This is a genomic window from Herbaspirillum sp. Her3, from assembly GCF_057961275.1.
Genome location: NZ_CM176328.1, coordinates 5,445,109 through 5,470,598 on the forward strand (window position 1 = coordinate 5,445,109; position 25,490 = coordinate 5,470,598).

Sequence of the window (25,490 nt, forward strand, 5' to 3'; positions counted from 1 at the left end):
TGATCCGCGCAGAAACGAGGTGAACATCGCTTCATGCCCGCATTACGTTATGTTTTTTATGAGGGAGGATTCTATTGACTCTTCCTTGATATTAGGCGCGCTTATTCCCCTTATAATCGGAATAAAATTTTCTCTATATTTTTTTAACTGAATAAAGTTCAGAAACCATGGCCGGACTCGACAAGATCAGCAAGAAAATTCTGGCGGAGCTGCAAAACGACGGCCGCATCAGCAACGTCGACCTGGCCGCCCGCGTGAACCTGTCGCCGGCCGCTTGTCTGGAGCGCGTACGCAAGCTGCAGGAAGCCGGCTACATCCTGGGCTACGCGGCGCAGTTGAATCCGGAATTGCTGGACGTGTCCCTGCTGGTCTTCATCGAGGTGGTGCTGGACCGCACCACGCCGGATGTCTTTGCCGAATTCAAGAAGAGCGTGCAGAGCATCCCCGAGATCATGGAGTGCCACATGGTGGCGGGCGGCTTCGACTACCTGGTGAAGTCGCGCGTCAAGGACATGAATGCCTATCGTGAATTCCTGGGCAAATCGCTGCTGCAACTCAAGGGCGTGCGCGAGACCCACACCTACGCCGTGATGGAAGAAGTGAAGAACACCATCCGCCTGCCTATCCGCTGAGGCTGCCCGCCTCCGCCATCCCTTCCGCCTCCCTCCCCTTGCGCCGATAGGCGCCCGGTCCCATGCCGCTGAATTTCTTGAACGCGCGGTTGAAGGCCGCCTCCGACTGATACCCCACAGATTCGCCGATCTGCGCGGTGGCCAGTTTGCTGTAGCTCAATAGCTGCGCGGCGCGGGCCATGCGCAATTGCTGCAGGACCTCGCCCGGCGTGGCGCCGCCCACCTTCTGGAAGCGCCGCACGAAGGTCGCGCGCGACATGTGGCACAGTGCGGCCAGGCCCGGCAGCGTCCAATCTTGCTGCGGGGCGTCGAGCATGGCCTGCATCGCGTACTGCAGGCCGGGATGGGCCAGCAGCGCCAGCAAACCCGGCTGCGGTCCGCCCTGTGCCAGCCAGGCGCGCAGGGCCAGGCCGAACAACGCCGCCGCCAGCCCCGCCACCACGGCCTGGGCACCAGCGCGCAATGCTCCACGGCCATCGGCACCGCCGCATTCGCTGCGCAGCAGCGTGGCCAGGGTGCGCAGGCCATCGCCCTCGGGCAGCAGGGTGCCCCTGACCAGCAGCACTTCCGGCAAGGCCTGCACCAGCGCATTGGAGTGCGGGGCATCGAAATGGAATTGCCCGCAGAGGAAATCGGACAGCGGCTGCGCACCACCTGCCTCTTCATCGTTCACATGCAGCCGTACCGGAGCCGCCGTCACGTCCTGCCGGGCCGTGATGGCCTCACCGGCCGGTGCGACGAAGAGATCATGGGCAGACCCTCGCGTGAGCACTACCAGGTCGCCGGCTTCCAGGGGCAGGATGTCGCCCGTGCGCAGTTGCAGTTGTGCCCTGCCCTCCAGGATGAAGTGATACGGCGCCACTCCTGGCGGCAAGGCGTCGTGCGGCAAATTCCACGGCTGGCCGAAGCGGCAGCGGATATCCAGTGCAGCCCGCACCGGATGCAGGGACAAGAGTCGGCTGAGGGCATCCATGATTTCCCTTCGATGAGATTTTCGAGCAATTTTATGTCACTTTCAGGCATTCATAATTTCATCCTGGACGCCTAAAGTACACCCATGCGCAACACGGACCACCGGCAATCCCGCCCAGGCCGCAGCGCTCATCCTCATCAAGGAGAACCATCATGTCCCGTTTGAACATTGCCCCCCTCAGCGAAGCCAGCGGCCAGGCCGCCCAACTGTTTGCCGCCATCAAGACCGCCGTGGGCATGGTGCCCAATGCCTACGCGGGCATCGGCACCCTGAGCCCGGTGGCGCTGGAATCGGCGCTGCATCTGGACGGCGCACTGCGCAAGAGCACTCTGTCGGCCAAGGAAATTGAAGCCATCAAGCTGGCCGTGAGCGAACAGGCCGGTTGCGACTACTGCCTGGCCGCCCATGCGCTCATGGGCAAAAAAGTCGGCCTGTCGGCCCAGGCCATCGATGGCGTGCGCCACGCCCGGCCCTCGGGCGATGACAAGCTGGACATACTGGCCGATTTCGCCCCGCAGCCTGGTCGCCACGCGCGGCACTGTCGAAGCAAGCGCGGTCGAACGCGTGCGGGCCGTCTACAGCGATGCCCAGATCGTTGATACGCTGCTGGCGGTCACTGCCATTACCTTCACTAATCTGTTTAACCGTGTGAACGATACTGTTCTGGATTTCCCGCCGGCGCCGTAATGGGCCAGCAAAAAAATCCGAAAAATGACACATTCGTTCATACGCGAAAAAAAAGCCCGGCGGCCTCCTTGCGGAGGCGGCCGGGCAAACCGCGCTGGCGGGAGGCGCAGTCTCCCACCGGCACCCGAGGACGCCACTGCCCGAGGCAGCTGACGTTTAGTTCATATCGGTCAAAAAGCGGTGCGTACCCCCACGATGAAGTTGCGGCCACCCAGCGGTACCGTCTCGCGCAGCACCGAGGTGGACACACGGATGTCCTGGTTCAACAGGTTGCGCGCCAGCGCGAACCAGGTCAGCTTCACGCCGTTGAGGCGCTGGGTGTAGGACAGGTTGGCATCGAGCTGGGTATAGGACGGGGTTGCGTAGGTTTCGAAGGACGCCAGGCGATCCTGCTTCTGCGCGCGCAAGACCTTCACGCCGCTGGCCCAGGGGCCGGTCTTGTAGCCCAGTTCGATGCCATAGCGGGTGGCCGGCTGCAGGGGCAGGTTGCCCTGGTTGTCGAGCGTGCCGCGCGAGGTGTCGGCAAAGACCCGGCCGGAGACGCCCTCGCCGTTCCAGTTGTAGGTGACTTCGGCTTCCACGCCGCGAATGGTGGCGTCGCCCTGCGACCAGAAGCGCTGGGTGAACTCGCCATCGGGATCGGCCGCACCGGTATCGTCCACCTGGCCGTTGGTACGGCCGTAGATGTAGTTGTTGACCTTGTTGCGGAATACGTTGCCCTTCCAGCGCACCAGTCCTTCGGTCTTCTGCAGGCTCAGTTCGATGTTGTGTGAAGTTTCCTTCTTCAACTGGTTGTCGCCGATGTCGTAGGTCGAGGTCGATTCATGCGGGCCGTTGGAATACAGCTCCTCCACCGTCGGCGCGCGCTGGGCGAAGGAGTAGGTCAGGCCCAGGCCATAACCGGGCTGGAAGGTCCACAGGCCACCGGTAGACCAGGAGATCAGGCTGAAGTCACGTCCCGGCAAGCCGCTGCCGCTGTCGGGACGGCGGCTCACGCTCTCGGCACGCAGGCCGGCGCTGGCCAGCACCTGGCCGAACTGGCGCTCTTCCACCAGGAAACCGGCAAAGGAGGACGAGCGCGTCGGCGGCGTCAGTTCGGAGGCGCCGGTAGTGGGCGTCAGGGCCGAATAGTTGCTCTGCTCGGTCTGTACGCCGAAGGTGCCGTGCCAGCCGGCCAGCGGCGCGTGCGTCAGTTCCCAGCGGGTCTGCAGGGCACGATTGGAGAAGACCGTGTTGGGCGTGCCATCCTGCGCCTTCTCGATGTGGGTGTAGTCGGTGTAGCCCATGCGGAAGCGGAACTTCTCGATGCCGGCGAAGGGGTTGTTGACGACGGTATCGAGGTCGTAGCGGTTCTGGTGCAGATCGATGAAGGACATTTCATCGGTCGGAATACCGTAGTGATCATCCAGGGTCGCCACCGACAAGCCGACGTAGCCCCAGTCGGCGACGTAGGAAAGCCCCCCGCCCAGGCTGGTCTCATGGGTGAAGGAATTGGGCAGGCGGCCCGAGGCGCTGCTGCTGTCGCCCTGGCGGGCGTTGCCGGGGATCTTGTAGTTGTCGGTATCGCGGTAGTTGCCATCGAGGTGCAAGCCGATCTGGCCGGCCGAGGTATCCAGCGAGAAGGACGTGTTCTTCTCGCCATCGACGGTGCCATAGCGGGCTTCGACGGTGCCGGTGGGCTTGCCGACCAGTTCGGTGGGGATGCGGTCGTTGACCACGTTGACCAGGCCGCCGATGGCACCCGAGCCATACAGCAACGCGGCCGGACCGCGCAGGATTTCGATCTGGCGGGCGGTGGCGGCTTCGGTGGCCACGGCATGGTCGTTGGAGACGGTGGAGACGTCGGAGACGCCCATGCCGTTTTGCAGGATCATCACGCGCGGGCCTTCCATACCGCGGATGATGGGACGCGAGGCGCCGGCGCCAAAGGCCGAGGCCGATACGCCCAGTTCGCCCGAGAGCGTGTCGCCCAGCGAGTTGCCGAGCTTGTTGCGCAGTTCGTCGCCGGCAATGACCTTGGCGGGGGCCAGCACTTGCACGTTTTCGTCCGAGGCGAAGGGTGTGGCGGTGACGACGATGGGTTGCAGGGCGGGTTGCGAGGCAGCGGCCGCGGGAGCCGCAGAAGATGCAGCGGTGGTGTCCGCAGTCTGGGCCGAAGCCGACACGGACCAGGCCGCCAGGGCCGTGAGGACGGCCGAGGCGATACGTTGGCGTTGAAGAGCCATGTGAATTTCCTTGTTATGCACGAGGCGCCGCCCACCTTGTCGTGAGGGGGACGGGGCGGCGCGGATACACCGGCCGTCGGCACGCGATCGCGCGCGGCGGCGTCAGGACGACGCGGCGCCACGCGCGCATGCGCGGGAGACAACCGGTAACCAGTGGTGAGGGTCTTGCAGGAGGAAGGAATTCAGCGCGGCGGGGCGCGCGAGGAGAAATGGCAGTTCAGCGGCGCGTCCCAGGACGCGAAGGCCACCCACAGGGCCAGCAGCCGGACCGGCGGCAGCAGCGGGAGCGGAGGGAAATCGAAGTGCACGGCCACCGACAAGGCGGCCGCGTCATAGGCAAGGCAGGAATGATGCAGGCCGTGGGCGTGCGAATGAGCATCGTGGTGGTCTGGCGCGCCACCGGAATTGGCTGCGGGCTCGGCGTGGCCTTCGCCACCTTCGTCGAAGAAGGCTTCGCTGATCAGCGAATGCACCGTCCCCGGCGCCCAGCCGGCGTGCGCGATACCGTGCACGAAGCCCAGCATCTGCGCGAACAGCAGCGTCATCGCCAGCACGGCGATGACGGTGGAGCTTCGCAGGGCACGCAGACGATTCATGGAGCCGGACCAGGTTGAGAACGACAGCGGCACAGCGCCCGCGCGCCGCAAGGCGCAGGCGTCATCGTGCGAGTGACGGATCAGTCGCCGTAGAGCTTCTGCTTCAGTTCGCGGCGTTGCTGGGCTTCCAGCGACAGGGTTGCGGTCGGACGCGCCAGCAGGCGGGGGATGCCGATCGGTTCGCCCGTTTCTTCACACCAGCCGTATTCGCCATTGTCGATGGCCACGATGGATTGCTGCACCTTCTTGAGCAGCTTGCGCTCGCGGTCGCGGGTGCGCAGTTCCAGGGCGTGTTCTTCCTCGATGGTGGCGCGGTCGGCCGGGTCCGGCACCAGCACGGTTTCGCGCAGGTGTTCGGTGGTTTCGTCCGCGTTCTTGAGCAGATCCTTTTCCAGCTGCTGGAGACGGGCCTTGAAGAAAGCAAGCTGCGCTTCGTTCATGTAGTCCTTCTCGTCCATCTTGAGGATCTGTTCCTCGGTCAGCAACGGCGCTGCAGGGGTAGTTTTGGGAGTCTTGGTTGCCACTTCGCTTACTTTCAATACTACGGGTTTTTCAACTATATCCATTATCCCGGCTGATGCACGGCTGCCGGAACAGGTCGCTTGTGAATCCACTTCCCTTGCCGCGTTGGCACCTCTTCGATTGACGTTGACGCGATCCGCTGGCCCGCCCGGTGCCCCAGGCCGCGCTGCGGATGGCGCACGCTTTTTCGCGGTCAAGGATTGTACACCAACGATTCCGGATGCCAAGCCCTTGGCGCAGCGGGCCGGTGGCCCTTGTTGCGGGTAGCCGGACGCGGGCGGTGGTCCTGTTCATGGAGCGGTTCATGTCTCCCCCTGTGACGGGCTGGACGGGGCGGGCTGATCGCGCTTATGAATTGTCGTCGTTCCGAACATCAGCCAGGCGCATGTTGCATGTCATTTGCATTGCAACATCCATCCGTGTTTATACCAGAATAACGGGGCGGGATGGAAGCGCCGATGCGTTCGGCCCGCCTGCCAGGACTCAGGCGTGTCGCCGGGCGCACACCGGACACTGGCGGTCGCGGCCGATGGAGATGCTGGTCCACTCCATCTCGCGCGCATCCAGGATCAGCAGGCGCCCGGCCAGCGAGCGGCCGATGCCGGCCACCAGCTTGATGGCCTCGGCCGCCTGCATGGTGCCGATGATGCCCACCAGCGGCGAAAACACGCCCATGGTGGAACATTGCACTTCCTCGAATTCGCGCTCGGGCGGGAACAGGCAGGCGTAGCAGGGGCTGGCGTCCTGGCGCGGATCGAACACGCTGACCTGGCCATCGAAGCGGATCGCCGCGCCCGATACCAGCGGCACGCCGGCCGCCATGCAGGCGCGGTTGACGGCGTGGCGGGTGGCGAAGTTGTCGCTGCAATCCAGCACCACGTCAGCCGTCTCCACCAGCGCCTGCAGCCGCTGGCCTTCCACCCGCTCGGCCAGCGCGGTGACCTGCACGCCGGGGTTGATCTGCTGCAATGCCTCGCGGCCGGACGCCACCTTGGGCTGGCCCACACGCGCCGTGGTATGCATGATCTGGCGCTGCAGGTTGGTCAGGTCAACGCTGTCGTGATCCACCAGGGTGATGTGGCCCACGCCGGCCGAGGCCAGGTACATGGCGGCCGGCGAGCCCAGGCCACCGGCGCCGATCACCAGCGCATGGCCTTGCAGCAACCGGGTCTGGCCTTCGATATCGATCTCGTCGAGCAGGATGTGGCGCGAGTAGCGCAGCAGCTGTTGGTCATCCATCGTCAGGTCTACCCTGGTTGACATGAAAAAAAGGGCCGCTGGCAAGTGCTAGCGGCCCGATGTGCCTGCCCGGAGGCGGCGAATTACTTGGTGGTGTCGATCTTCTCGGCCGGCGCCTTGTTGTCCTTGCGGTCATCCTTCACCGGGGTGTCGTTCTTGCCTTCTTCATTGCGCACTTCCGGCTTGGCGTTGGAGACCTTGACCGGCAGGCCCTTCAACTGGTTCAGGGCCTGCATCAGCTGGAAGTCGTCCTTGCTGCCGAAGTCCAGCGGCTTGCGCTTTTTCTCGGCGGCGATCAGGCGTTCTTCGGACTGTTCATCCATCGATTGCGCCTTGACCTCGGCGGACTTGTCGGTGTCGTTGGTGAGGTGCTTGGAGAGATCGGCTTCACGCAGGCGCAGGCCGTTCAGGCCGTCGCCATCCGGATATTCGTCCACCATGATGTCCGGTACGATGCCGCGCGCCTGGATGGAACGGCCCTTGGGCGTGTAGTAGCGGGCGGTGGTCAGCTTGACCGCGGTGTTCTTCTCGGGCGGCAGGGCGATCACCGATTGCACCGAACCCTTGCCGAAGGATTGCGTGCCCATGATGGTGGCGCGCTTGTAATCCTGCAGGGCACCGGCCACGATTTCGGAGGCCGAGGCCGAGCCGCTGTTGATCAGGACCACCATCGGCACCTTCTTGATGGCGTCCGGCAGGCGCGACAGCGGATCCGACAGCGGGTTGGAGGCGTAGTACTCGCGCTTGGCGTAGAAGGTCTGCTTGGAGCTGGGGAGCTGGCCATTGGTGGAGACCACCACCGAATCCTTGGGCAGGAAGGCTGCGGCCACGCCGATGGCGCCCGGCAGCACGCCGCCCGGGTCATTGCGCAGGTCCAGCACGATGCCCTTCAGGTTGGGTTCCTGGGCGTAGATGGCGGCCAGCTTCTTGGACATGTCGTCCACCGTCGGCTCCTGGAACTGGGTCACGCGCAGCCAGGCGTAGCCGGGTTCGACCACCTTGGCCTTGACGCTCTGCACGCGGATCTCCTGACGGGTGATGGTCAGGATGATGGGCTTGTCTTCGTCCTTGCGGGCGATGGTCAGGGTGATCTTGGTATTGGGTTCGCCGCGCATCTTCTTGACGGCTTCATCCAGGGTCAGGCCCTTGACCGGGGTGCTGTCCAGGCGGGTGATCAGGTCACCGGCCTTGATCCCGGCGCGGAAGGCCGGCGAATCCTCGATGGGGGAGATGACCTTCACGTAGCCATCTTCCATGCCGACCTCGATGCCCAGGCCGACGAACTTGCCCATGGTGCCTTCGCGCAGTTCCTTGTAGGCCTTCTTGTCCAGATAGGCGGAGTGCGGATCGAGCGAAGCGACCATGCCGGAGATGGCTTCGGTCAGCAGCTTCTTGTCATCGACCTGCTCCACGTAATCCGACTTGATGAGGCCGAACACGTCGGCCATCTGGCGCAGCTCCTCCAGGGGCAGCGACGCCGTTGCATTCTTTTGCGCGATGGCGTCGAACTGAATCATTGCAGTGGCACCTGCCACCATGCCCAAACCGATCAGACTGATATTCTTGAGTTTGCTGCCCATGTGTCACCTAGAAGTTACCCACCCCTGTGGGTCGAATGCGCGGCCTTGATACCGCATTTCAAAGTATAAACCCGATTGCTCATTGCCGCCGCTGTTGCCTGCAGTGGCAATGGTTTCGCCGGCCTTGACCAGGTCGCCGGCGCGTTTCAATACCGCCTGGTTGTTGCCGTAGATCGTCATGTACTGGTTGCCGTGATCGACGATGATCAGGTTGCCGAACCCGCGCAGCCAGTCCGCAAAGACCACCCGTCCCGCCGCCACCGCGCGCACTTCCGCACCTTCGGGGGCGCGGATGAAGAGGCCCCGGCTGGTCGGCCCGTCGCCCCGGCGGCTGCCGAATTTCGAGGTCAAGTCACCCCTGACGGGCAGATGCAATTGCCCGCGCAGGCTGGCGAAGGGCTTGCCGAAATTGTCCGACTGCGGTTCGGGCAGCGTGTCGTTGCGGCCCAGGGAGGCGCTTTGCGGCGGTTCGTCATCATCGATGGCGTCAGCCGGATCTGGCATCCTGGGGACCGGCTTGCCCTCCCTGGCGGCCTTGGCCGCTTCGGCGGCGTGCTTCTCGGCGCGGGCGCGCTGCTCCGCCAGACGCTTCTCGCGTTCGGCCCTGGCTTTGGCCAATTGTTCCTGGCGCCGCTTCTCGCGGGCCTCGGCTTCGGCCTTTTTCTGCTGCTCGATGATCTGCGCCAGCTTGTCCACCAGGCTGGACAGGCGCTGCTGGTCCTGCTCCAGGCGGCCGGCTTCCTGGCGCTGGGCGTTGAGTTTGGTGGACAGTTGCGACAGCAGGGTCTGGCGGCGACCCTTTTCGCGCTCCAGCACTTTTTTCTGTTCCAGTTCTTCCTGGGCGATTTCTTCCAGTTCGAACTTGGCATTCTGCGTGTCGGCCTTGTTGGCGCGGATCGCCTGCTGGTTCACGCGCAGGGTCTCGATCAGCTTGGCCTGGGCTTGTGAGACATAGCCCATGTACTGCAGCTCGCGGTTGATGCGATTGGGGTTGTCGCCCGAGAGCAGCAGCTTGATGCGGTCTTCATTGCCGGCCACGTATTGCTCGCGCAGCAGCTTGGCGAGTTGTGCCTGCTGGGCGTTGACCAGCGCCGTCAGTTCATTCAACTGCCTGACCAGCTGTGCCAGGCGCGCTTCGGTATCCTGCTGTTCCTGCGCCAGGTCACGCAATGAACGATTGGCCTTGGAGATCGCCTGCTCGGAGGCGGCCAGGGCATCGGCGGCATTGTCCTTGGCGGTTTCGGTCTGGTCGATATCACGCTTCAATGCGCTCAGTCGCTGCTGCAGGTCGGCCTGCTCCTTCTCGGCGGCCTGCTTCTGCCGGGTACGCTCGGTGATCGGCTGGGCCTGCACCGCAGCGCACAGCAGCATCCCCGCCGCCAGCGCCGAGAACAGGCGCACAGCGACCCGCGGCGCGCCCGTCTGCAGGACGGAACGCGCCGGTGCAATGCACTTGCCGGAAAGGGACGCGGCCTGTGCGGCCGGCGTCTTGCTGGAGAAACGCAGTTTTATTTCGACTTCCCTTGATTGGCCACGGCCTTGAGCGCTGCCTCGATGGCGGACTGGTCGCCCAGGTAGTAGCTCTTGATGGGCTTGAGGTCGGCATCCAGTTCATAGACCAGCGGCTGGCCGTTGGGGATGTTCAGGCCAACGATGTCGTTGTCGCTGATGCCGTCCAGGTACTTGATCAGGGCGCGCAGGCTGTTGCCATGGGCCGATACGATGATCTGCTTGCCGGCGCGGATGGCCGGGGCGATGGCATCATTCCAGGCCGGCAGCACGCGGGCCACGGTGTCCTTCAGGCATTCGGTCAGCGGCACCTGTTCGCGCGAGAGACCGGCGTAGCGGGCATCGCCGAAGGAATCGCGCTCTTCGCCCGGGGTCAGCGGATTGGGCGGGGTGTCGTAGCTGCGGCGCCAGACCAGCACCTGCTCGTCGCCGTACTGGGCGGCGGTCTCGGCCTTGTTCAAGCCTTGCAGGGCGCCGTAGTGGCGCTCGTTCAGGCGCCAGTCGTTCTTGATCGGGATGTACATCTGGTCCATTTCATCCAGCGTGGTCCAGAGGGTGCGGATGGCGCGCTTCAACACCGAGGTATAGGCCAGGTCGAAGGAGAAACCGGCTTCCTTGAGCAGCTTGCCGGCCTGGCGGGCTTCGGCCACGCCCTTTTCGGTCAGGTCGACGTCGACCCAGCCGGTGAAGCGGTTGGCCAGGTTCCAGGTCGATTCGCCGTGGCGCATGAATACGATTTTGTACATAGCAGGACTGATTGATGATGGATAAACCGATGCGGCTGCCCCAAAGATCGACTACGCGAGACCGGGTGCACGCCTTAGACTAGTCTGTTCGGTCCGGATGCAAACCGCGAATGCTTCTATTTTATAATGCCGGGATTCAGTAAACTCATTGGACTGCCGTGAAATTCATCATCGACAATATTTTCCTGATCGCCCTGGCCTTGGTCTCGGGCGGTGCGCTGCTGGTTCCCTACCTGCAGCAGCGCGGCAACAAGCTCAGCCTCTTGCAGGCTACCCAGATGCTCAACCAGGGCAAGGTGCTGGTGCTGGACGTGCGCGACACCGAGCAATTCGCCGCCGGCCACCTGCGCGATGCCCGCAACATCCCCTTGAAAGAGTTGCCGCAGCGCATCGGCGAACTGGACAAGCTCAAGGGCCGCCCGGTCATCGTGGTCTGCCAGACCGGCACCCAGGCCAACCGCGCCGAGGCGTCGCTGAAGAAGGCCGGCTTCACCGAAGTCTACGGCCTGAACGGCGGCATCGCCGCCTGGCAAGGCCAGGGCCTGCCGCTGACCACCAAGGAGGCCAAATGAGCGCTCCCGTGACCATGTACTGCACCGCCGTGTGCCCGTATTGCATGATGGCCGAGCGTTTGCTGGCCAGCAAGGGAATCACGCAGATCGAGAAGATCCGCGTGGATCTCGAACCTCAGCAGCGTGAGCTGATGATGCAAAAGACCGGCCGTCGCACCGTGCCCCAGATCTATGTCGGCGACACCCATGTCGGCGGCTTCGATGACCTGAGCGCACTGGACCGCGCCGGCAAGCTGGACCCGCTGCTGCAAGCCTGACGCCAGGGCAGCAAACTCCCCCTATCGATTCACCGAACCTGAAAGAGATCCATGTCGGAACAAAACCAAGAAGCCCAACAGCAACCCGTTTTCCAGATCCAGCGCGTCTACCTGAAGGATCTGTCGCTGGAACAGCCGAATTCCCCGGCCATCTTCCTGGAACAGGAAGCCCCTTCGATCGAAGTGTCGGTGGACGTCGGCGCCGAAGCGCTGGCTGAAGGCGTGTTCGAATCGACCGTGACCATCACCGTGACCGCCAAGGTCAAGGACAAGGTGGCCTTCCTGGTCGAGGGCAAGCAAGCCGGCATCTTCGAGATCCGCAACGTGCCGGCCGAACAGTTGGACCCGCTCCTGGGCATCGGCTGCCCCAACATCATCTACCCGTACCTGCGCGCCAACATCGCCGACGCCATCACCCGCGCCGGTTTCCCGCCGGTACACCTGGCCGAGATCAACTTCGAGGTGTTCTACCAGCAGCGCCTGCAGGCCCTGGCCGAGCAACAAGGCGCGACCCTGGTCAACAACGGCTCCACCGCCGTCAACTGATCCTGCTTCACCCCCTGTCCGCCTGCCGGGCCGGCCGCATCCCCTGCGGCAGCCCGGCACGACAACGAGCCGCCGCAGCCCGCGCTGCGGCGCTTTCCCATCTGCGGAGACCTTCACGATGAAACGCCTGCCCCTGATACTTTGCGCCACCCTGCTGGGCGCCTTCATGGCCAAGGATGCCCTGGCCCTGGACTTCAAGTCGGTCGGCGCCTCGCCCGCCATCATGTACGACGCCCCTTCCGAAAAGGGCCGCCGCGTCTACGTCGCGCCGCGCGGCATGCCGGTCGAGGTAGTGCTGACCTATGGCGACTGGAGCAAGGTCAGGGATGCTGCCGGCACGCTGTCCTGGATCTCTTCCAAGGCCTTGACGCCCAAGCGCATGCTGGTGGTGTCGGTGGCCAATGCGCGCATCTTCAGTGCGGCCGATGAAGGCAGCCCGGTGGTCTTCACCGCCGACAAGTCGGTGCTGCTGGAGATGCTGGAAAGCCCCAGCAATGGCTGGGTCAAGGTGCGCCATCGCGACGGCCAGAGCGGCTTCGTGAAGGCCGGCGAAGTCTGGGGCGATTGAGCGAAGAACGGCTGACCATGAAGATCACCATTCTGGGTGCTGGCGCGTGGGGTACCGCGCTGGCCATTCCGCTGGCGCGCAAGCACCAGGTCGTGCTGTGGGGACGCAATTCCCAGGCCATGCAAGCGGCCAGCCAGCAGCGTGAAAACAGCCTGTACCTGCCGGGATTCCCGCTGCCGCCCGAACTCACGGTGAGTTCGGACTTCGACGCTGCCGTGCGGCACGTCTGCGACGATCCTGATGATGCGCTGCTGATCGCGGCTTCCTCGGTATCGGGCCTGCGCGAACTGGCCGGACAGTTGCGCACCCATGCCATCCCCAATCTGGTATGGCTGTGCAAGGGTCTGGAAGAAGGCACGCGCCTGCTGCCGCACCAGGTGGTGCAGGAAGTCTTCGGTTCCGGGCTGACCGCAGGCGTGCTCTCCGGCCCCTCCTTTGCCCAGGAAGTGGCGCGCGGCCTGCCCTGCGCGCTGACCATTGCCGGCGCCGATGCGGCGCTGTGCGAGCGCGTGGTCGCAGCGGTGCATGGCAACAACATCCGCATCTATTCCAGCGATGACCTGGTGGGCGTGGAGATCGGCGGTGCCGTCAAGAACATCCTGGCCATCGCCACCGGGGTGGCCGATGGCCTGCAACTCGGCCTGAACGCCCGCGCCGCATTGATCACGCGCGGCCTGGCGGAAATCACGCGCCTGGGCGTGGCGCTGGGCGGACGTGCAGAAACCTTCATGGGACTCTCAGGCGTGGGCGACCTGATCCTGACCTGCACCGGCGATCTCTCGCGCAACCGGCGCGTGGGCCTGGGGCTGGCCCAGAACAAGAAGCTGGAGGATATCGTCGCCGAACTCGGTCACGTGGCCGAGGGCGTGCGCTGCGCACAGGCGGTGCGTGAACTGGCGCGCGAAAAAGGCATCGAGATGCCGATCACCGATGCGGTGGCGGCGGCCTTGTTTGATGGCGTATCGGTGCAAGAAATGGTGGCCAGGCTGCTGGCGCGGGATCCGCGCGAGGAAAGCCTGTAGCGCCGGCGTGCCGGGCGCAGGTCAAGGTTCATCAAACCTCACACCAAAGCAGCACTGAAGAAAACGACAGCCGGAGCGAAAACGCCTCCGGCTGTTTTTTATCACACGGGAATCTGGCTGGATCCAGGCTGGAAATCTGCCCGAAATCCGGTCTGCTTCAACGCGCGATGATGTCGCTTTCCATCTTGGGACGCTTGAAACGCTGCGGCGAACCGCCTTCCAGGGCGTCATCCATCTGCTTGGAAATCTTGTCGTAACGCGCGCTGCAGTCGTCGTCCTGATGCGCGGCGTCGGCGCCCTTGAGGCGCTTGGCCAAGCGGGAAGTGCGCGCTTCCCCGCCCATGACGTATTGCTGGGCGGCGCGGCCGGCGTGGTTGTTATTGGTGGTCTTGTTGCGTTGTATGGCTTGCATCGTATTTCCTCTTACGTCGCTGACGCTCAACGTTCTTCCTTCCTGAGTTGTTGTTCGGAAGAACACGCAGCGCCCCGGAAGATGTTGCCTGCTGCCTTGATTCCGGGAGACTGCTCCAGATACACAAGCGCTGCTTTTCTTGACAGCACTTTAGCTATGTAACGCCCGAGCGGCGATTTGGAATACGCGAAAAGTCAGTATTTTGTCAGCCAAATTGAAATTCCCTGGCTGAAACAATTTCGTGCGGCTCCGCAAAAAACGGCGCAAACCCGCAGCCATCAAGGCTGACAGCGCTGTCAGAATGCGCCGGATTGTGCACTTTTACTGAACAAAAAAAATGAAAAAAAAGTGTTGCGAAACGTATCTTTCTTCACGTGACGCGACAAAAAAGTGACGAAAAACTTACTCAACGGCATATTTATCAGGTGCTGCGACAGCTCAGGTCCGCACCGGGATAGGCAGCCCCAGGTCGGCCGGCACCAGTGAAAAAACCTTCGCATCGCGTGGTTCGCCATGAAAGACCAGGCGATTGCGGGCCAGGCATTCCAGCGTCGCCCCGGCCTTTTCAGCGACCCGCTGGCTGCGCAGGTTGCCGGCCTGGGCGACGATTTCCAGGCGGGTCAGGCCGGTCTTGGAAAAGGCGAAGGCCGCCGCCGCCCGCGCGGCCAGGGCGGCGATGCCGCGCCCGGTATAACCCTCGCGCACCCAGTAGCCCAGGTTGGCCATCTGGTTCAGCTGGCTGACCTGGTTGACGGCCACCGAGCCGATCACCAGGCCGTTGCTGCGATCGATGATGTTGAAGTCGTAGGCCGCATGGACATGCCATTGCTCGATGGAGCGCTGCAGGAACAGCTTGGCGTCCAGCAAGCCGTAATCGGGCGTGCACCAGGCTTCCCACTGGCTGATGGCAGCGCGCGACTGGTGTACGGCGTCATACAGCGCCGGGGCCTCGCGCAGGCCCAGCGGACGCACTTCGATGGCGCGGTCGCAATAGATGATTTGCCGTTCGCGGTCTAGGGAGCGGAGCATGGGAACCGTTGGGTGAAGTTTCTTGCTGATCTTACCGAAATCGGGCGCAGCGGGAACTGTCCCTGCGGTCAGCCCAGTTGCGCGCGCAACTGCGCCAGATGGGTGATGACCGCCACCCCCTCCGGCATTTCCGGATGCACGCCATGCTCCTGCAGGGCGATCACCCGCATGCCCGCTGCCACTCCGGCCTGTACGCCAGGCAGGCTGTCTTCCACCACCGCGCAGCGCTGCGGGGCCACGCCCAGGCGGTCGGCAGCGAACAAGAACAGGGCCGGATCGGGTTTCCAGCGCTGCACGTCGTAGGCGCTGAAGATGCGGCCGGCGAAATGCGGCAACAGGCCGGTCACGCGCAGGCACAGCTCGATCTTGTGATGCGGGGCGTTGGAGGCCAGGGCGAAGGGCAGGTGCAGCTGCTCCACCATCTCGAGGGCACCGCTGATGGGTTGCAGGTGCTGCTCCAGCATGCCGCCCATGAGCGCGCGCAGCTCCTGCTCGAAATGCCCCGGCAGCGCCCGGCCGCTCAATTGCTCGATATGCGAGATACACCACTTCATGCTCACCCCGCGAAAGCGCGCCAGCGCTTCCTCGGGACTGAGCACGACGCCATACCCGGCTACATATTCGGACCAGGCACGCGCGGCTACCACTTCGCTGTCGACCAGGGTGCCGTCGCAGTCGAAGATGACCAGTTCCGGCGCGGCAGAGGGGTGCTTCATCGTTGCTCCTTGTGATTCAGAGGGCGGGGGCCGCCCTCTTCAAGGAGCCGCCTGCGCCATCAAAGTTCGCCGTAGGAATGCAGGCCCGAGAGGAACATGTTCACCCCCAGGAAGGCAAAGGTCGTCACCAGCAGGCCCACCAGCGCCCACCACGCGGCGGTGCGGCCACGCAGGCCCTTCATGAGGCGCATGTGCAGCCAGGCCGCATAGTTGAGCCAGACGATCAGGGCCCAGGTTTCCTTGGGATCCCACGACCAGTAGCCGCCCCAGGCCTCGGCCGCCCATAGCGCACCCAGGATGGTGGCGATGGTGAAGAAGGCAAAGCCGACTGCAATGGCCTTGTACATCACGTCATCGAGCACCTCCAGCGTGGGCAGGCGGTCGGCCAGGATGCCGCGCTCGCGCAGCAGGTAGGCCACCGCCACCATGGCGGCCAGGGCGAAGGTGCCGTAGCCGATGAAATTGGCCGGCACGTGGATCTTCATCCACCAGCTTTGCAGCGCCGGTACCAGCGGCTGGATCTCGGCGGCATCCCGCGAGACGGTATACCACATCAGGAAACCCACTGCCGCCGTGATGACCGTCAGCACGAAGGCGCCGAGCTGGCGCGTGGCGTAACGTTCTTCGTAATACAGGTAGAAAAGCGCCGTAATCAGGCAGAACAGGACGAAAACTTCATATAAATTCGAAATCGGGATGTGGCCCACATCCGGGCCGATCAGGTAGGACTCGTACCAGCGCACCATCATGCCGGTAAAGCCCAGTACCACGGCGGCCCAGCACAGGCGCGAGCCGATCGCGCTGCCGGTGCCGGCCCGGGTGGCCAGGCCGCCCCAGTAGAACAGCGTGGACAGGCAGAACAGCGCGCTCATCCACAGGATGGCGGACTGGCTGGAGAGCATGTACTTGAGGAAGAATTTCTTGTCGGCCAGCTCCAGCGCCCCGCCATACATGGCGATGGCCCCCAGCGACAGTACCGCGATCACCAGCATCAGCAGGCGCACCGGCTTCCAGTGCCAGCCCAGCCAGGCGAAGGTCGGCGCGGCCAGCAGCAGCACGGCTTTCTCGTAGTAATCCATGTAGCTGCCGAAACGCCCGAAGGCGTACAGCGAGCCCGCCACCAGGGCGGCGGCGTAAATCCAGTCGACGATGCCGAGGCGCCGGAAGAAGCCTTGCTCTTGCTCGTAGGCCTGGTTTGCTTGGGTCAGTTGCATTGCGTTCTCCACTGCTGCTGTCCCGGACGATGCTACCGGGCAAGGCCCTGGCGCAACGCTCGGGAGAATGGCCGCCGTAATCCGGCGGCATGAGGGTACTAGGCCGAGGGACCTTGCGCGGGATGTCCCGCACCGGTCAGACGGCCTTTCATCTGTTCGAATTCCTTGTCGAAGTCCAGCGTGCGGCGCTGCGTGCTCATGGCCAGCAGCGCCTGGCTGCCCTGGCCATCGGGGCCGGGCTTGATCCAGATCCACAGGCGCCGTTCACGAATGTACAGCATCGCGAACACGCCCAGTACCAGGAACAGGCAGCCCAGATACACCACCTTCTTGCCGGGCGAACGCGTCACCTGCAGCACCGAGGCCTTGATCTCCTGGAAGCCCGATAGTTGCAGGAACACCGGCGCCGGGTAGAACGCGGCATCGGCCAGGGCATTGATGGCCAGCTGCAGATAGCGGCCATGCTTCTCGTCGCTGGCCACCGGCCCCAGCCCATCCTGGGCGCGCGCGGCTTGCCACAGTTCCCACATGCTGCCGTTGAGGATCTTCATGAAGATGTCGGCGGCCTTTTCCTGCTCGGCCGCGGGCAGTTGTTCCAGGAAGCGGGTGACGGCAATGTAGCCGGAGACCTTGCCGTCGCCAGCGAAGATGGTCAGGCCGCGTAGCGCCGATTGCTCCAGTTGCTCGCGCAGCGCGGGTGACGTTTCACGCCCGCCACTGATGGCCTGGCGCGCATAGCGGCGCGCCGCTTCCTCGCGCAGGGCCGGATTGGCCAGGGCGGCGCGCAGGCGCATCCATTCGGCTACGCTGTCCTGGTCATCGGCGGGAATGCGCAGGTAGCGGAAGGGCTGGTCAGGCTGCTCGCGCATGCCGGCCAGGAAGACGTCGGCGCCATCGATGGGCAGCGACTGCATGTAGTTGAAGTATTCGCGCGCCTGGCCGGTCTTGTCGCGCAGCTTGTACTGCACGCTCGGGCCGACATTCTTGAAGTCCTTGCTGTTGGCGTTCTTGGCGCCCGAGCCGAGATGCTTGTCGAGATCGGCGATGAAGCCGCGATTGACGTTCTTGCCGACGTTGACCGCGCGGGCATCGCCCGAGGTCGAGCCGGATCCCTGGGTCTGCATGTTCTCCACGTTGAAGGGACGGAAACCGCTCCATTCGATGGTGTAGTCGCCCATGCCGGCCGGCAGCGGCGTGCTGCCGTTGACTTCGCCGGACAGCTCGAAGTGGCTGTTGGTGCCGCCGCGCATCGGATAGCCGACCAGCTTGAGCTTGCTGCCACCATCCTCGAAGCTGGACTGGTAGATCGCCACGCCCTTGTAGATCAGCGGTTCGTTGACCTTGATGGTGGCGGCGGTCTCCTTGCCGGTTTCATGGTCGCGCACCACCACTTCGCTGGCGAAGAGCTTGGGCATGCCGGTCGAATAGAAATCGATGATGAAGCGCTTGAGCTGGATGGTGAAGGGCAGGTCCTGGATCATCACGCCATCCTTCTGCGGGATGATGGCGGTGCTGCTGCTGGAGCCTTCCGGGATGAGCGTGTTGCCGCGGAAGGTCGGGTTGTTCAGCCCCAGGCGATAGCGTTCCGGGATGTCGGCAATGATGCCATTGCCGGCAAAGGCCGATTTGCCATAGAACCATTGCTGGAAGCGGATCGGCAAGTCCGAATCGAGCAAGCCGCCCAGGCAGATGATGACGATGGCCGCGTGCGCGAAAATGTAGCCCCACTTGTTGGCCGCGCCCTGCTTGGCCGCCAGCAGCGTGCCGCCGTCCTTGTCGGCCAGTTTGGTCTTGTAGCCCCGCGCACCAACCTGGCGGGCCAGCCGCGCAGCGGCCTCGGCCGGGGCTTCGGCAGTGGTCCATTCATGCTTGTGATGGAAATTGCGCAGCGACTGCTCGCGCACGTTGTCGCGCCAGCTTTTGACGTCGCGCAGCATTTTTGGCGCGTTGCGGGCGATGCACAGCGAGGTCGACAGCACCAGGAAGCCCATGAACAGCAGGAACCACCAGGCCGAATAAACCGCATACAAGCCCAGCTTGTCGAAGATCTCGAACCAGAACGGGCCGAACTGGTTGACGTAGTTGGGCATCGGGTCGTTCTGCTTCATCACCGTGCCGATCACCGAGGCGATGGCAATCAGCGTCAAGAGGCTGATCGCAAAGCGCATCGATGAGATCAGTTCCACGGCCTCACCCAGCCAGCGCTGGCGAGTCCTGATCTGGATTCCTTGGGTACTGCTGCCCGTCGTCATATTCCTGCCTTACCGGACCGGGCCTGCCGGTTCCGCTTACCTTTTGGGGATCTCCTTGCCAGCGGGCAAAGCGATGCGAACCCGGAATTCTACCGCTCCGGGAGAAAGTCCGTGCTACGCGGCTGCGCAACGCGGGGTTGCCGGGGCGATTGTGGGTAGTCCGGCGGGAAAGCATCATGCCGCGCAACCGGGATCGTGCGCCACGACGTGCGTCAATCCACACGAAAAAAGGCGGCACGCCGGCCGCCTTTTTTCTGCCCGCGCCGTCCAGCGGCGGCAGGCTGCTTACTTCAAACCGGCAATGTAGTCGGCCACGGCCTTGATTTCCTTGTCCGAAAGGCGGTCGGCGATGGCTGTCATTTGCGTGCTGTTGGTGCGTGCGCCGCCACGGAAGTTGGTCAGCTGGGCCATCGTGTAGTCCTGGTGCTGGCCGGCCAGGCGCGGATACTGCGACGGGATGCCGGCACCATTGGGGCTGTGGCAGCCGGCGCAGGCCGGTACGTTCTTGGCAGCGATACCGGCGCGCCAGATGTGCTTGCCCAGCTCGATGGTTTCCTTGTTCTTGGCCGCGCCCGGCTTGGGCGCCTGGGCCGACAGGTAGGCGGCGACGTTATGGATGTCTTCATCCGAGAGCGCCTTGGCCATCGGCGTCATCACCGGGTTGTTGCGCTCGGGCGTACGGAAATTGAGCAGCTGCTTGGCGATGTAGGCCTCGTGCTGGCCCGCCAGCTTGGGATTCTGGGTAATGGTCGAATTGCCGGCCGCACCGTGGCAGGACACGCAGGCCACGATGTTGCGGGCATTGTCGCCATTGGTGTAGAGGGCTTCCCCCTTGACCGGATCGGCCTTGATCGGGGCTTTCTTGTCATCGGCCGCATGGGCCGCCGAGGACACTGCCAGCACGGCAGCAAGAACGGTATACAACAGTGGGGAAAAGGCACGGTTCATTCGTCACCCTAATACTTATTGTGGAATTGAGAGATTTTGCCCGTTCGGCGGCTGGCTGCCCCCTTCCCAAATGCCTGTTGTTTGACCTGTCTCCAATGGCCGCCATATTTTTTGCTTGCTGGGCGTCAACGAGGCGTTGGGTTTCGGGCCATTGTACAATAGCTTTTCCGCGTTTTTCCCTCCTCTTTCGGATTTCCCCCCACCATGTCGCAACTTTGGCAAGCCCGTTTCTTCACCACCGTCAATCACCTGCGGGACCTGCCTAAGACCAGTGTGCCAGAGATCGCCTTCGCCGGCCGTTCCAACGCCGGCAAGTCCAGCGCCATCAACGTGCTGTGCAACCAGAAGCGCCTGGCCTTCGCCTCCAAGACGCCGGGGCGCACCCAGCACATCAACTATTTCTCGCTGGGCGGCGCCCACGTGGGCCAGCACCGCAATGACGAGGCGCGCCCCGACGAGATCCGCGCCATGCTGGTGGACTTGCCCGGTTACGGCTATGCGGAAGTGTCCGGCTCGGCCAAGCACCACTGGCAGGCGCTGCTGGGCGACTACGTGCGCCAGCGCGAGCAGCTGGCGGCTCTGGTGATGATCGTCGATTCGCGCCGTCCCTTCACCGATCTCGATATCCAGATGATCGAATGGTTCGCCCCCACCGGCAAACCCATCCATTGCATCCTGAGCAAGGCCGACAAACTCAACCGCAACGAATCCACCAATGCCCTGCGCCAGGCCCAGACCTTCCTGCAAAGCTATGTGGATGCAGACGGCCAGCCCTTCCCGTTCACGGCCCAACTGTTCTCGGCCCTCAAACGCATCGGCCTGGAAGAAGCCAACGACAAGATCCTGGAACTGGCCGGCCTCAACGAACCGGCCACGCCGCCGGTGCCCGCCGACGCTGAGGGTACGGCCGAATCCGGAGCCGAAAGCTCACAAGCCTGATCGCCGACAAGGCAAGAACCTTCCAAACGGAGTACAACGCATGAATAAAAAAACCCCCGGAGAACAGGGATATTCTCCGGGGGCAGAACGCCTTTCGCTTGCGCGATCAGCCCCGCTCAGGGAGGGAAGGGGAAGCGGGAGGTGAAAAAAATCACCTGCCGCCAAGATAAAGTAAGTCGTGGAAATTTGGGCAGATTCGCAATCAAAGGAATCAAATCTCCGAAGATAGCGATATTTGTCTCGAAATAATTCCAAGATCGCCTCAAATAACATCTAATTTTTGAAAGCTGACCTATGTCCTTGACCGATTTCAGTTCCAACGCCGGCTACCCCGCCCTGCGCATGCGCCGCATGCGCCGCGACGCTTTCTCGCGTGCCCTGATGGCCGAAAACGTCATCACCAGTGCCGACCTGATCTACCCGGTATTCGTGCAGGAAGGCCAGAACCTGCGCACGCCCGTGCCCTCGCTGCCGGGCGTGGAGCGCCTGTCGCTGGATGCGCTGCTGCCGGTAGCCGAGGAATGCGTGAAGCTGGGCGTGCCGGTGCTGGCGCTGTTCCCGGTGATCGATCCATCCCTGAAGACGCCCGACGGCATCGAAGCGACCAATCCCGATGGCCTGATCCCGCGCGTGGTGCGCGCGCTCAAAGACCGCTTCCCGGAACTGGGTGTGTTGTGCGATGTGGCACTGGACCCCTACACCAGCCACGGCCAGGATGGCGTGCTGGATGAAACCTGCTACATCCTCAACGACGAAACCCTGGCCCTGCTGGTCCGGCAGGCGCAAACCCAGGCCGACGCCGGCGTGGACGTGGTGGCGCCGTCGGACATGATGGATGGCCGCATCGCCGCCATCCGCGCCATGCTGGAGGCCAAGGGCCATATCTACACCCGCATCATGGCTTATTCGGCCAAGTACGCCTCGGCCTTCTACGGTCCCTTCCGCGATGCGGTCGGCTCGGCCGCCAACCTGGGCAAGGGCAGCAAGTCCACCTACCAGATGGACCCGGCCAACAGCGACGAAGCCCTGCGCGAAGTGGCGCTGGACCTGCAGGAAGGCGCCGACATGGTGATGGTCAAGCCGGGCATGCCCTATCTGGACATCGTGCGCCGCGTGAAGGATGAATTCCGCGTGCCCACCTTCGCCTATCAGGTCAGCGGTGAATACGCCATGATCAAGGCCGCTGCCCAGAACGGCTGGCTGGACCACGACAAGACCATGATGGAAGCCATGATGGCCTTCAAGCGCGCCGGCGCCGATGGCGTGCTGACCTACTTCGCGCTGGACATCGCGCGCAAGCTCAAGCAAGGCTGACCAATCTGCAAGGACGAAAAAAAACGCACCCCGGTTACCCGGGATGCGTCGAACATGGTCCGATCCACATCGGACCTCTTGCTCAAAGACGGATCAAGCCTTATCCGATGGTGGCGCGCGTCTGTTCGCCATCGACCAGGCGCATCAGGCCCAGCGGATTGGCGTTTTGCAGCGCGGCCGGCAGCATCGCGTCCGGATAGTTCTGGTAGCACACCGGGCGCAGGAAGCGCTCGATGGCCAGCGTGCCCACCGAGGTGCCACGCGCGTCGGAAGTGGCCGGATACGGGCCGCCGTGGACCATCGCATCGCACACCTCGACACCGGTCGGGAAGCCGTTCAGCAGCAGGCGGCCGGCCTTCTGTTCGAGAATCGCGATCAGGTCCTGGTTGCCTTGCAGGTCGCCGATTTCGGCTTGCAAGGTGGCGGTCAGCTGGCCGTTCATCTTGGCGGCGAAGTCCAGCAATTGTTCACGGCTTTCCAGTTCGACGATGACGGTGGAGGGGCCGAAGACTTCTTCTTCCAGCGGTGCTTCCTTGGAGAACAGCAGCGCGGCATCGGCCTTGAACAGGTGTGGCACGGCCTGGGTGTAGCTGGTGCCGCCGGTGGCGATCACCTTCACGCCCGGCAGCTGGGTCAGGCGTGCCACGCCGCCGTTGTAGTGGGTCAGGCCGCCGCTGTTGAGCATGGTGGCCGGATTGGTGCCGCCAAAGGCTGCCGACAGCTTCTCGATGAAGGCGGTCAGTTCCGGCGAACGCACACCCAGCAGCAGGCCCGGGCTGGTACACAGCTGGCCCACGCCGACCGTGACCGAACCGGCCAGGTCCTTGGCGATGGCGTCACCGCGCACCTTCAGCGCTTCGGACATCAGGATGATGGGGTTGATGCTGGACATTTCGGCGAACACCGGGATCGGCTGCGGACGGGCCGCGGCCATGTCGCACAGGGCGCGGCCACCGCGCAGCGAGCCGGTAAAGCCCACGGCCTGGATGCCGGCGCTCTTGACCAGCTGGGCGCCCACGCGGTCGCCGTAGATCATGTTGAAGGTACCGGCCGGCATGCCGGTCTTCTTGACGGCGCGCTCGATGGCATCGGCCACCAGTTCGGAGGTCACCAGGTGGCCGCTGTGGGCCTTGAACACCACCGGGCAGCCGGCCGCCAGGGCGGCGGCGGTATCGCCACCGGCCACCGAGAAGGCCAGCGGGAAGTTGCTGGCGCCAAAGACAGCCACCGGACCCACGCCGATCTTGTACTGGCGGATGTCCGGACGCGGCAGCGGCTGGCGCTGCGGCAGGGCGGTATCGATACGGGCACCGTAGAAGTCGCCACGGCGCAGGACCTTGGCGAACAGGCGCATCTGGCCGCTGGTGCGGGCGCGCTCGCCAGCCAGGCGTGGCGTGGCCGGCAGGGCGGTTTCGCGGGCCACGGCGGCGAGGAAGTCGTCGCCCAGGGCGTCGATCTCGTCAGCGATGGCTTCCAGGAACAGCGCGCGCTGCTCGGCCGGGATGGCGCGGTACAGGGGATAGGCCTTCTCGGCGGCTTCCACGGCGGCCGCGACTTCCTTTTCGGTGGCGGTCAGGAAGGGCGTTTCGAAGAGGGCGCCGGTGGTCGCGTCCACGCTGTGCAGGGCAACGTCGCCCTGGCCGCTGCGCTGGCCGCCGATGTAGTTGTGTCCAAGGATCTTGTAGCTCACGTTGTGCTCCTGCTGGTGTCGTTGATGCCGCCCGTGGCCGGGTCAGGCAAGAAAACCGCACCCGCACAAGGCGGGAGCAGCTGAGGGGGACATGCGGACAGGCCGGTGCTGGCCTGCCCGCGCTGTTCATTGTCGGCCATCACATGGATTGCTGCAGCATGTGCAGGTAATCCTGTTCCGAGGCGTCGCGCGGATTGGTCTTGTGGCTGTGGTCGGCCAGTGCGCCCTGGATGATCCGGGGGAACAGTTCTTCACTCACGCCCAGCTCGCCCAGACCTGCAGGCAAGCCCAGGCGACGGCTCATCGCGCGGATCGCCGGGCCGATCTCGGCCCCACCGGACAGGCCCATGGCGTGGGCCATGCGCGCCATCTTGTTGTCCTTGACCATGCTGGGCGCGCTTTCGTTGAAGGCGATGATGGCCGGCAGGAAGATGGCATTCAAGGTGCCGTGGTGCAGCCTGGGATTGATGCCGCCCAGCGAGTGCGACAAGCTGTGCACGCAACCGAGCCCCTTCTGGAAGGCCATGGCGCCCTGCATGGAGGCGCTCATCATGTTCAGCCGCGCCTCGCGGTCGCCGGGTTCGCGGGTAGCGCGCTCAATGTGCGCCCAGGCGCGCCACAGGCCGTCCAGCGCGATGCCATCGGCCGGCGGATTGAAAGCCGGGGCCATGAAGGTTTCCAGGCAATGTGCGATGGCATCCATGCCGGTGGCGGCCGTCATCAGCGGCGGCAGGCCCAGGGTCAGTTCGGGGTCGCAGATGGCCAGCCTGGGCACCAGATGCGGCGAGATGATGCCGACCTTGCGGCCATCATCGAGAATGAGGATGGCGCCACGGCCGACTTCGCTGCCGGTGCCGGCCGTGGTCGGGATGGCGATCACCGGGGCGGTCCTGGCGGTAATGTTGGCCAGGCCGCCTTCGATCAACGCGAAGGATTTCAGCGGCCCCTCATGCGTACCGCACACGGCCACGCCCTTGGCCAGGTCGATGGAGGAACCGCCACCGACGGCCACGATGCCATCACAGCCATGCGCACGAAACAGCGCCACGGCCGCGCGTACCGCACCCTCGTTGGGGTTGGGCGGGGTCTGGTCATAGACCACGGCGCTGGCGCCCTCCGTCAACTGGGCCAGCACCTTGTCCAGCAGGCCGGCGTTGCGGATGCCCATGTCGGTCACCACCAGCGGCTTGCTGATGCCCAGGCGGTTGCATTCCTGCTGCAGCAGGGCCAGCGCGCCATAGTCGAACTGGACCTGGGTGATGTAGTTGATGAGTGCCATTAGCTTGCCTAGCGTGCCATTAC

24 protein-coding genes and 1 pseudogene are annotated in these 25,490 nt (G+C 64.0%); 9 read left to right on the forward strand and 16 right to left on the reverse strand.

The genetic code is table 11. The features are described from left to right. The first annotated feature begins 167 nt into the window (after nt 1-167). Nucleotides 168-632 carry an Lrp/AsnC ligand binding domain-containing protein gene (locus ACVC5H_RS24720; protein WP_008334229.1) on the forward strand — a complete coding sequence of 155 codons (465 nt, stop codon included), beginning with the start codon at nt 168-170 and terminating at the stop codon, nt 630-632. On the opposite strand, the gene ACVC5H_RS24725 is transcribed toward ACVC5H_RS24720, so the two are convergent. Continuing rightward, a complete protein-coding gene (locus ACVC5H_RS24725; RefSeq protein WP_489620345.1) occupies nt 622-1,605 on the reverse strand; it encodes an AraC family transcriptional regulator in 984 nt (327 codons plus the stop codon). The genes ACVC5H_RS24720 and ACVC5H_RS24725 overlap by 11 nt on opposite strands. A 152-nt stretch (nt 1,606-1,757) precedes the next feature. Here ACVC5H_RS24725 and ACVC5H_RS24730 point away from each other — a divergent pair. Next, nucleotides 1,758-2,292, forward strand: a pseudogene (locus ACVC5H_RS24730) (carboxymuconolactone decarboxylase family protein). A 170-nt stretch (nt 2,293-2,462) separates the two neighbouring features. On the opposite strand, the gene ACVC5H_RS24735 reads toward ACVC5H_RS24730, so the two are convergent. From ACVC5H_RS24735 to gpmA, 7 genes are all read right to left on the reverse strand, one after another. Continuing rightward, the gene (locus ACVC5H_RS24735; protein ID WP_489620346.1) at nt 2,463-4,517 is read right to left on the reverse strand and encodes a TonB-dependent receptor; all 2,055 of its coding nucleotides are present in this window, start codon (nt 4,515-4,517) and stop codon (nt 2,463-2,465) included. 182 nt (nt 4,518-4,699) lie between these two features. Further along, nucleotides 4,700-5,113: a hypothetical protein gene (locus ACVC5H_RS24740; protein WP_489620347.1), complete on the reverse strand. Its 414-nt coding sequence runs from the start codon at nt 5,111-5,113 to the stop codon at nt 4,700-4,702. Nucleotides 5,114-5,193: 80 nt separating this feature from the next. Next, nucleotides 5,194-5,679, reverse strand: a complete 486-nt coding sequence (dksA, locus tag ACVC5H_RS24745) for an RNA polymerase-binding protein DksA (RefSeq protein ID WP_338720431.1) — start codon at nt 5,677-5,679, stop codon at nt 5,194-5,196. 439 nt (nt 5,680-6,118) lie between these two features. Next, entirely contained in the window at nt 6,119-6,874 is a 756-nt protein-coding gene (locus tag ACVC5H_RS24750) for a HesA/MoeB/ThiF family protein (protein ID WP_489620348.1), read from the reverse strand. Between the two features lie 83 nt (nt 6,875-6,957). Continuing rightward, the gene (locus ACVC5H_RS24755; protein ID WP_489620349.1) at nt 6,958-8,454 is read right to left on the reverse strand and encodes a S41 family peptidase; all 1,497 of its coding nucleotides are present in this window, start codon (nt 8,452-8,454) and stop codon (nt 6,958-6,960) included. 3 nt (nt 8,455-8,457) lie between these two features. Beyond that, on the reverse strand, nt 8,458-9,825 hold the full coding sequence (locus ACVC5H_RS24760) for a murein hydrolase activator EnvC family protein (RefSeq protein ID WP_489622752.1): 1,368 nt from the start codon (nt 9,823-9,825) through the stop codon (nt 8,458-8,460). 137 nt (nt 9,826-9,962) lie between these two features. After that, nucleotides 9,963-10,709 (reverse strand): 2,3-diphosphoglycerate-dependent phosphoglycerate mutase, encoded by a 747-nt coding sequence (gene gpmA, locus ACVC5H_RS24765; RefSeq protein WP_058893886.1) that lies wholly within the window; start codon nt 10,707-10,709, stop codon nt 9,963-9,965. A 158-nt stretch (nt 10,710-10,867) separates the two neighbouring features. Here gpmA and ACVC5H_RS24770 point away from each other — a divergent pair, with 158 nt between their 5' ends. The 5 genes from ACVC5H_RS24770 (at nt 10,868) to ACVC5H_RS24790 (ending at nt 13,674) form a co-directional block, all read left to right on the forward strand. Further along, entirely contained in the window at nt 10,868-11,281 is a 414-nt protein-coding gene (locus ACVC5H_RS24770) for a rhodanese-like domain-containing protein (RefSeq protein WP_489620350.1), read from the forward strand. Then, nucleotides 11,278-11,538 carry a glutaredoxin 3 gene (grxC, locus tag ACVC5H_RS24775; protein WP_034340510.1) on the forward strand — a complete coding sequence of 87 codons (261 nt, stop codon included), beginning with the start codon at nt 11,278-11,280 and terminating at the stop codon, nt 11,536-11,538. The genes ACVC5H_RS24770 and grxC overlap by 4 nt, the downstream gene beginning before the upstream one ends. 51 nt (nt 11,539-11,589) lie before the next feature. Then, nucleotides 11,590-12,084, forward strand: coding sequence for a protein-export chaperone SecB (secB, locus tag ACVC5H_RS24780; RefSeq protein ID WP_013232209.1), 495 nt, complete (start codon nt 11,590-11,592; stop codon nt 12,082-12,084). Nucleotides 12,085-12,202: 118 nt separating this feature from the next. Continuing rightward, nucleotides 12,203-12,652 (forward strand): SH3 domain-containing protein, encoded by a 450-nt coding sequence (locus ACVC5H_RS24785; protein ID WP_489620351.1) that lies wholly within the window; start codon nt 12,203-12,205, stop codon nt 12,650-12,652. A gap of 17 nt (nt 12,653-12,669) precedes the next feature. Continuing rightward, entirely contained in the window at nt 12,670-13,674 is a 1,005-nt protein-coding gene (locus tag ACVC5H_RS24790; protein ID WP_489620352.1) for an NAD(P)H-dependent glycerol-3-phosphate dehydrogenase, read from the forward strand. 157 nt (nt 13,675-13,831) lie between these two features. Here the strand turns inward: ACVC5H_RS24790 and ACVC5H_RS24795 are convergent, their stop codons facing one another. From ACVC5H_RS24795 to ACVC5H_RS24820, 6 genes are all read right to left on the reverse strand, one after another. Then, entirely contained in the window at nt 13,832-14,086 is a 255-nt protein-coding gene (locus ACVC5H_RS24795) for a hypothetical protein (protein ID WP_489620353.1), read from the reverse strand. A gap of 438 nt (nt 14,087-14,524) precedes the next feature. Continuing rightward, a complete protein-coding gene (locus ACVC5H_RS24800) occupies nt 14,525-15,115 on the reverse strand; it encodes a GNAT family N-acetyltransferase (protein ID WP_489620354.1) in 591 nt (196 codons plus the stop codon). Nucleotides 15,116-15,183: 68 nt separating this feature from the next. Further along, on the reverse strand, nt 15,184-15,831 hold the full coding sequence (locus ACVC5H_RS24805; protein ID WP_489620355.1) for an HAD family hydrolase: 648 nt from the start codon (nt 15,829-15,831) through the stop codon (nt 15,184-15,186). A gap of 59 nt (nt 15,832-15,890) precedes the next feature. Beyond that, complete coding sequence (gene ccsB, locus ACVC5H_RS24810; RefSeq protein ID WP_489620356.1) at nt 15,891-17,045, reverse strand: c-type cytochrome biogenesis protein CcsB; 1,155 nt, start codon at nt 17,043-17,045, stop codon at nt 15,891-15,893. A 98-nt stretch (nt 17,046-17,143) separates the two neighbouring features. After that, nucleotides 17,144-19,297 (reverse strand): cytochrome c biogenesis protein ResB, encoded by a 2,154-nt coding sequence (locus tag ACVC5H_RS24815; protein ID WP_489620357.1) that lies wholly within the window; start codon nt 19,295-19,297, stop codon nt 17,144-17,146. A gap of 285 nt (nt 19,298-19,582) precedes the next feature. Further along, on the reverse strand, nt 19,583-20,245 hold the full coding sequence (locus ACVC5H_RS24820) for a c-type cytochrome (RefSeq protein ID WP_489620358.1): 663 nt from the start codon (nt 20,243-20,245) through the stop codon (nt 19,583-19,585). A gap of 204 nt (nt 20,246-20,449) precedes the next feature. On the opposite strand from ACVC5H_RS24820, the gene yihA reads away from it, so the two are divergent. Next, nucleotides 20,450-21,184, forward strand: a complete 735-nt coding sequence (gene yihA / locus ACVC5H_RS24825) for a ribosome biogenesis GTP-binding protein YihA/YsxC (RefSeq protein WP_489620359.1) — start codon at nt 20,450-20,452, stop codon at nt 21,182-21,184. Nucleotides 21,185-21,478: 294 nt separating this feature from the next. Next, nucleotides 21,479-22,498 carry a porphobilinogen synthase gene (gene hemB / locus ACVC5H_RS24830; protein ID WP_489620360.1) on the forward strand — a complete coding sequence of 340 codons (1,020 nt, stop codon included), beginning with the start codon at nt 21,479-21,481 and terminating at the stop codon, nt 22,496-22,498. Between the two features lie 100 nt (nt 22,499-22,598). Here the strand turns inward: hemB and ACVC5H_RS24835 are convergent, their stop codons facing one another. Together ACVC5H_RS24835 and ACVC5H_RS24840 are read right to left on the reverse strand one after the other, a co-directional pair. After that, nucleotides 22,599-24,188, reverse strand: coding sequence for an aldehyde dehydrogenase (NADP(+)) (locus ACVC5H_RS24835; RefSeq protein WP_489620361.1), 1,590 nt, complete (start codon nt 24,186-24,188; stop codon nt 22,599-22,601). 139 nt (nt 24,189-24,327) lie between these two features. Continuing rightward, complete coding sequence (locus ACVC5H_RS24840; RefSeq protein WP_489620362.1) at nt 24,328-25,467, reverse strand: iron-containing alcohol dehydrogenase; 1,140 nt, start codon at nt 25,465-25,467, stop codon at nt 24,328-24,330. Between the last annotated feature and the right edge of the window lie 23 nt (nt 25,468-25,490).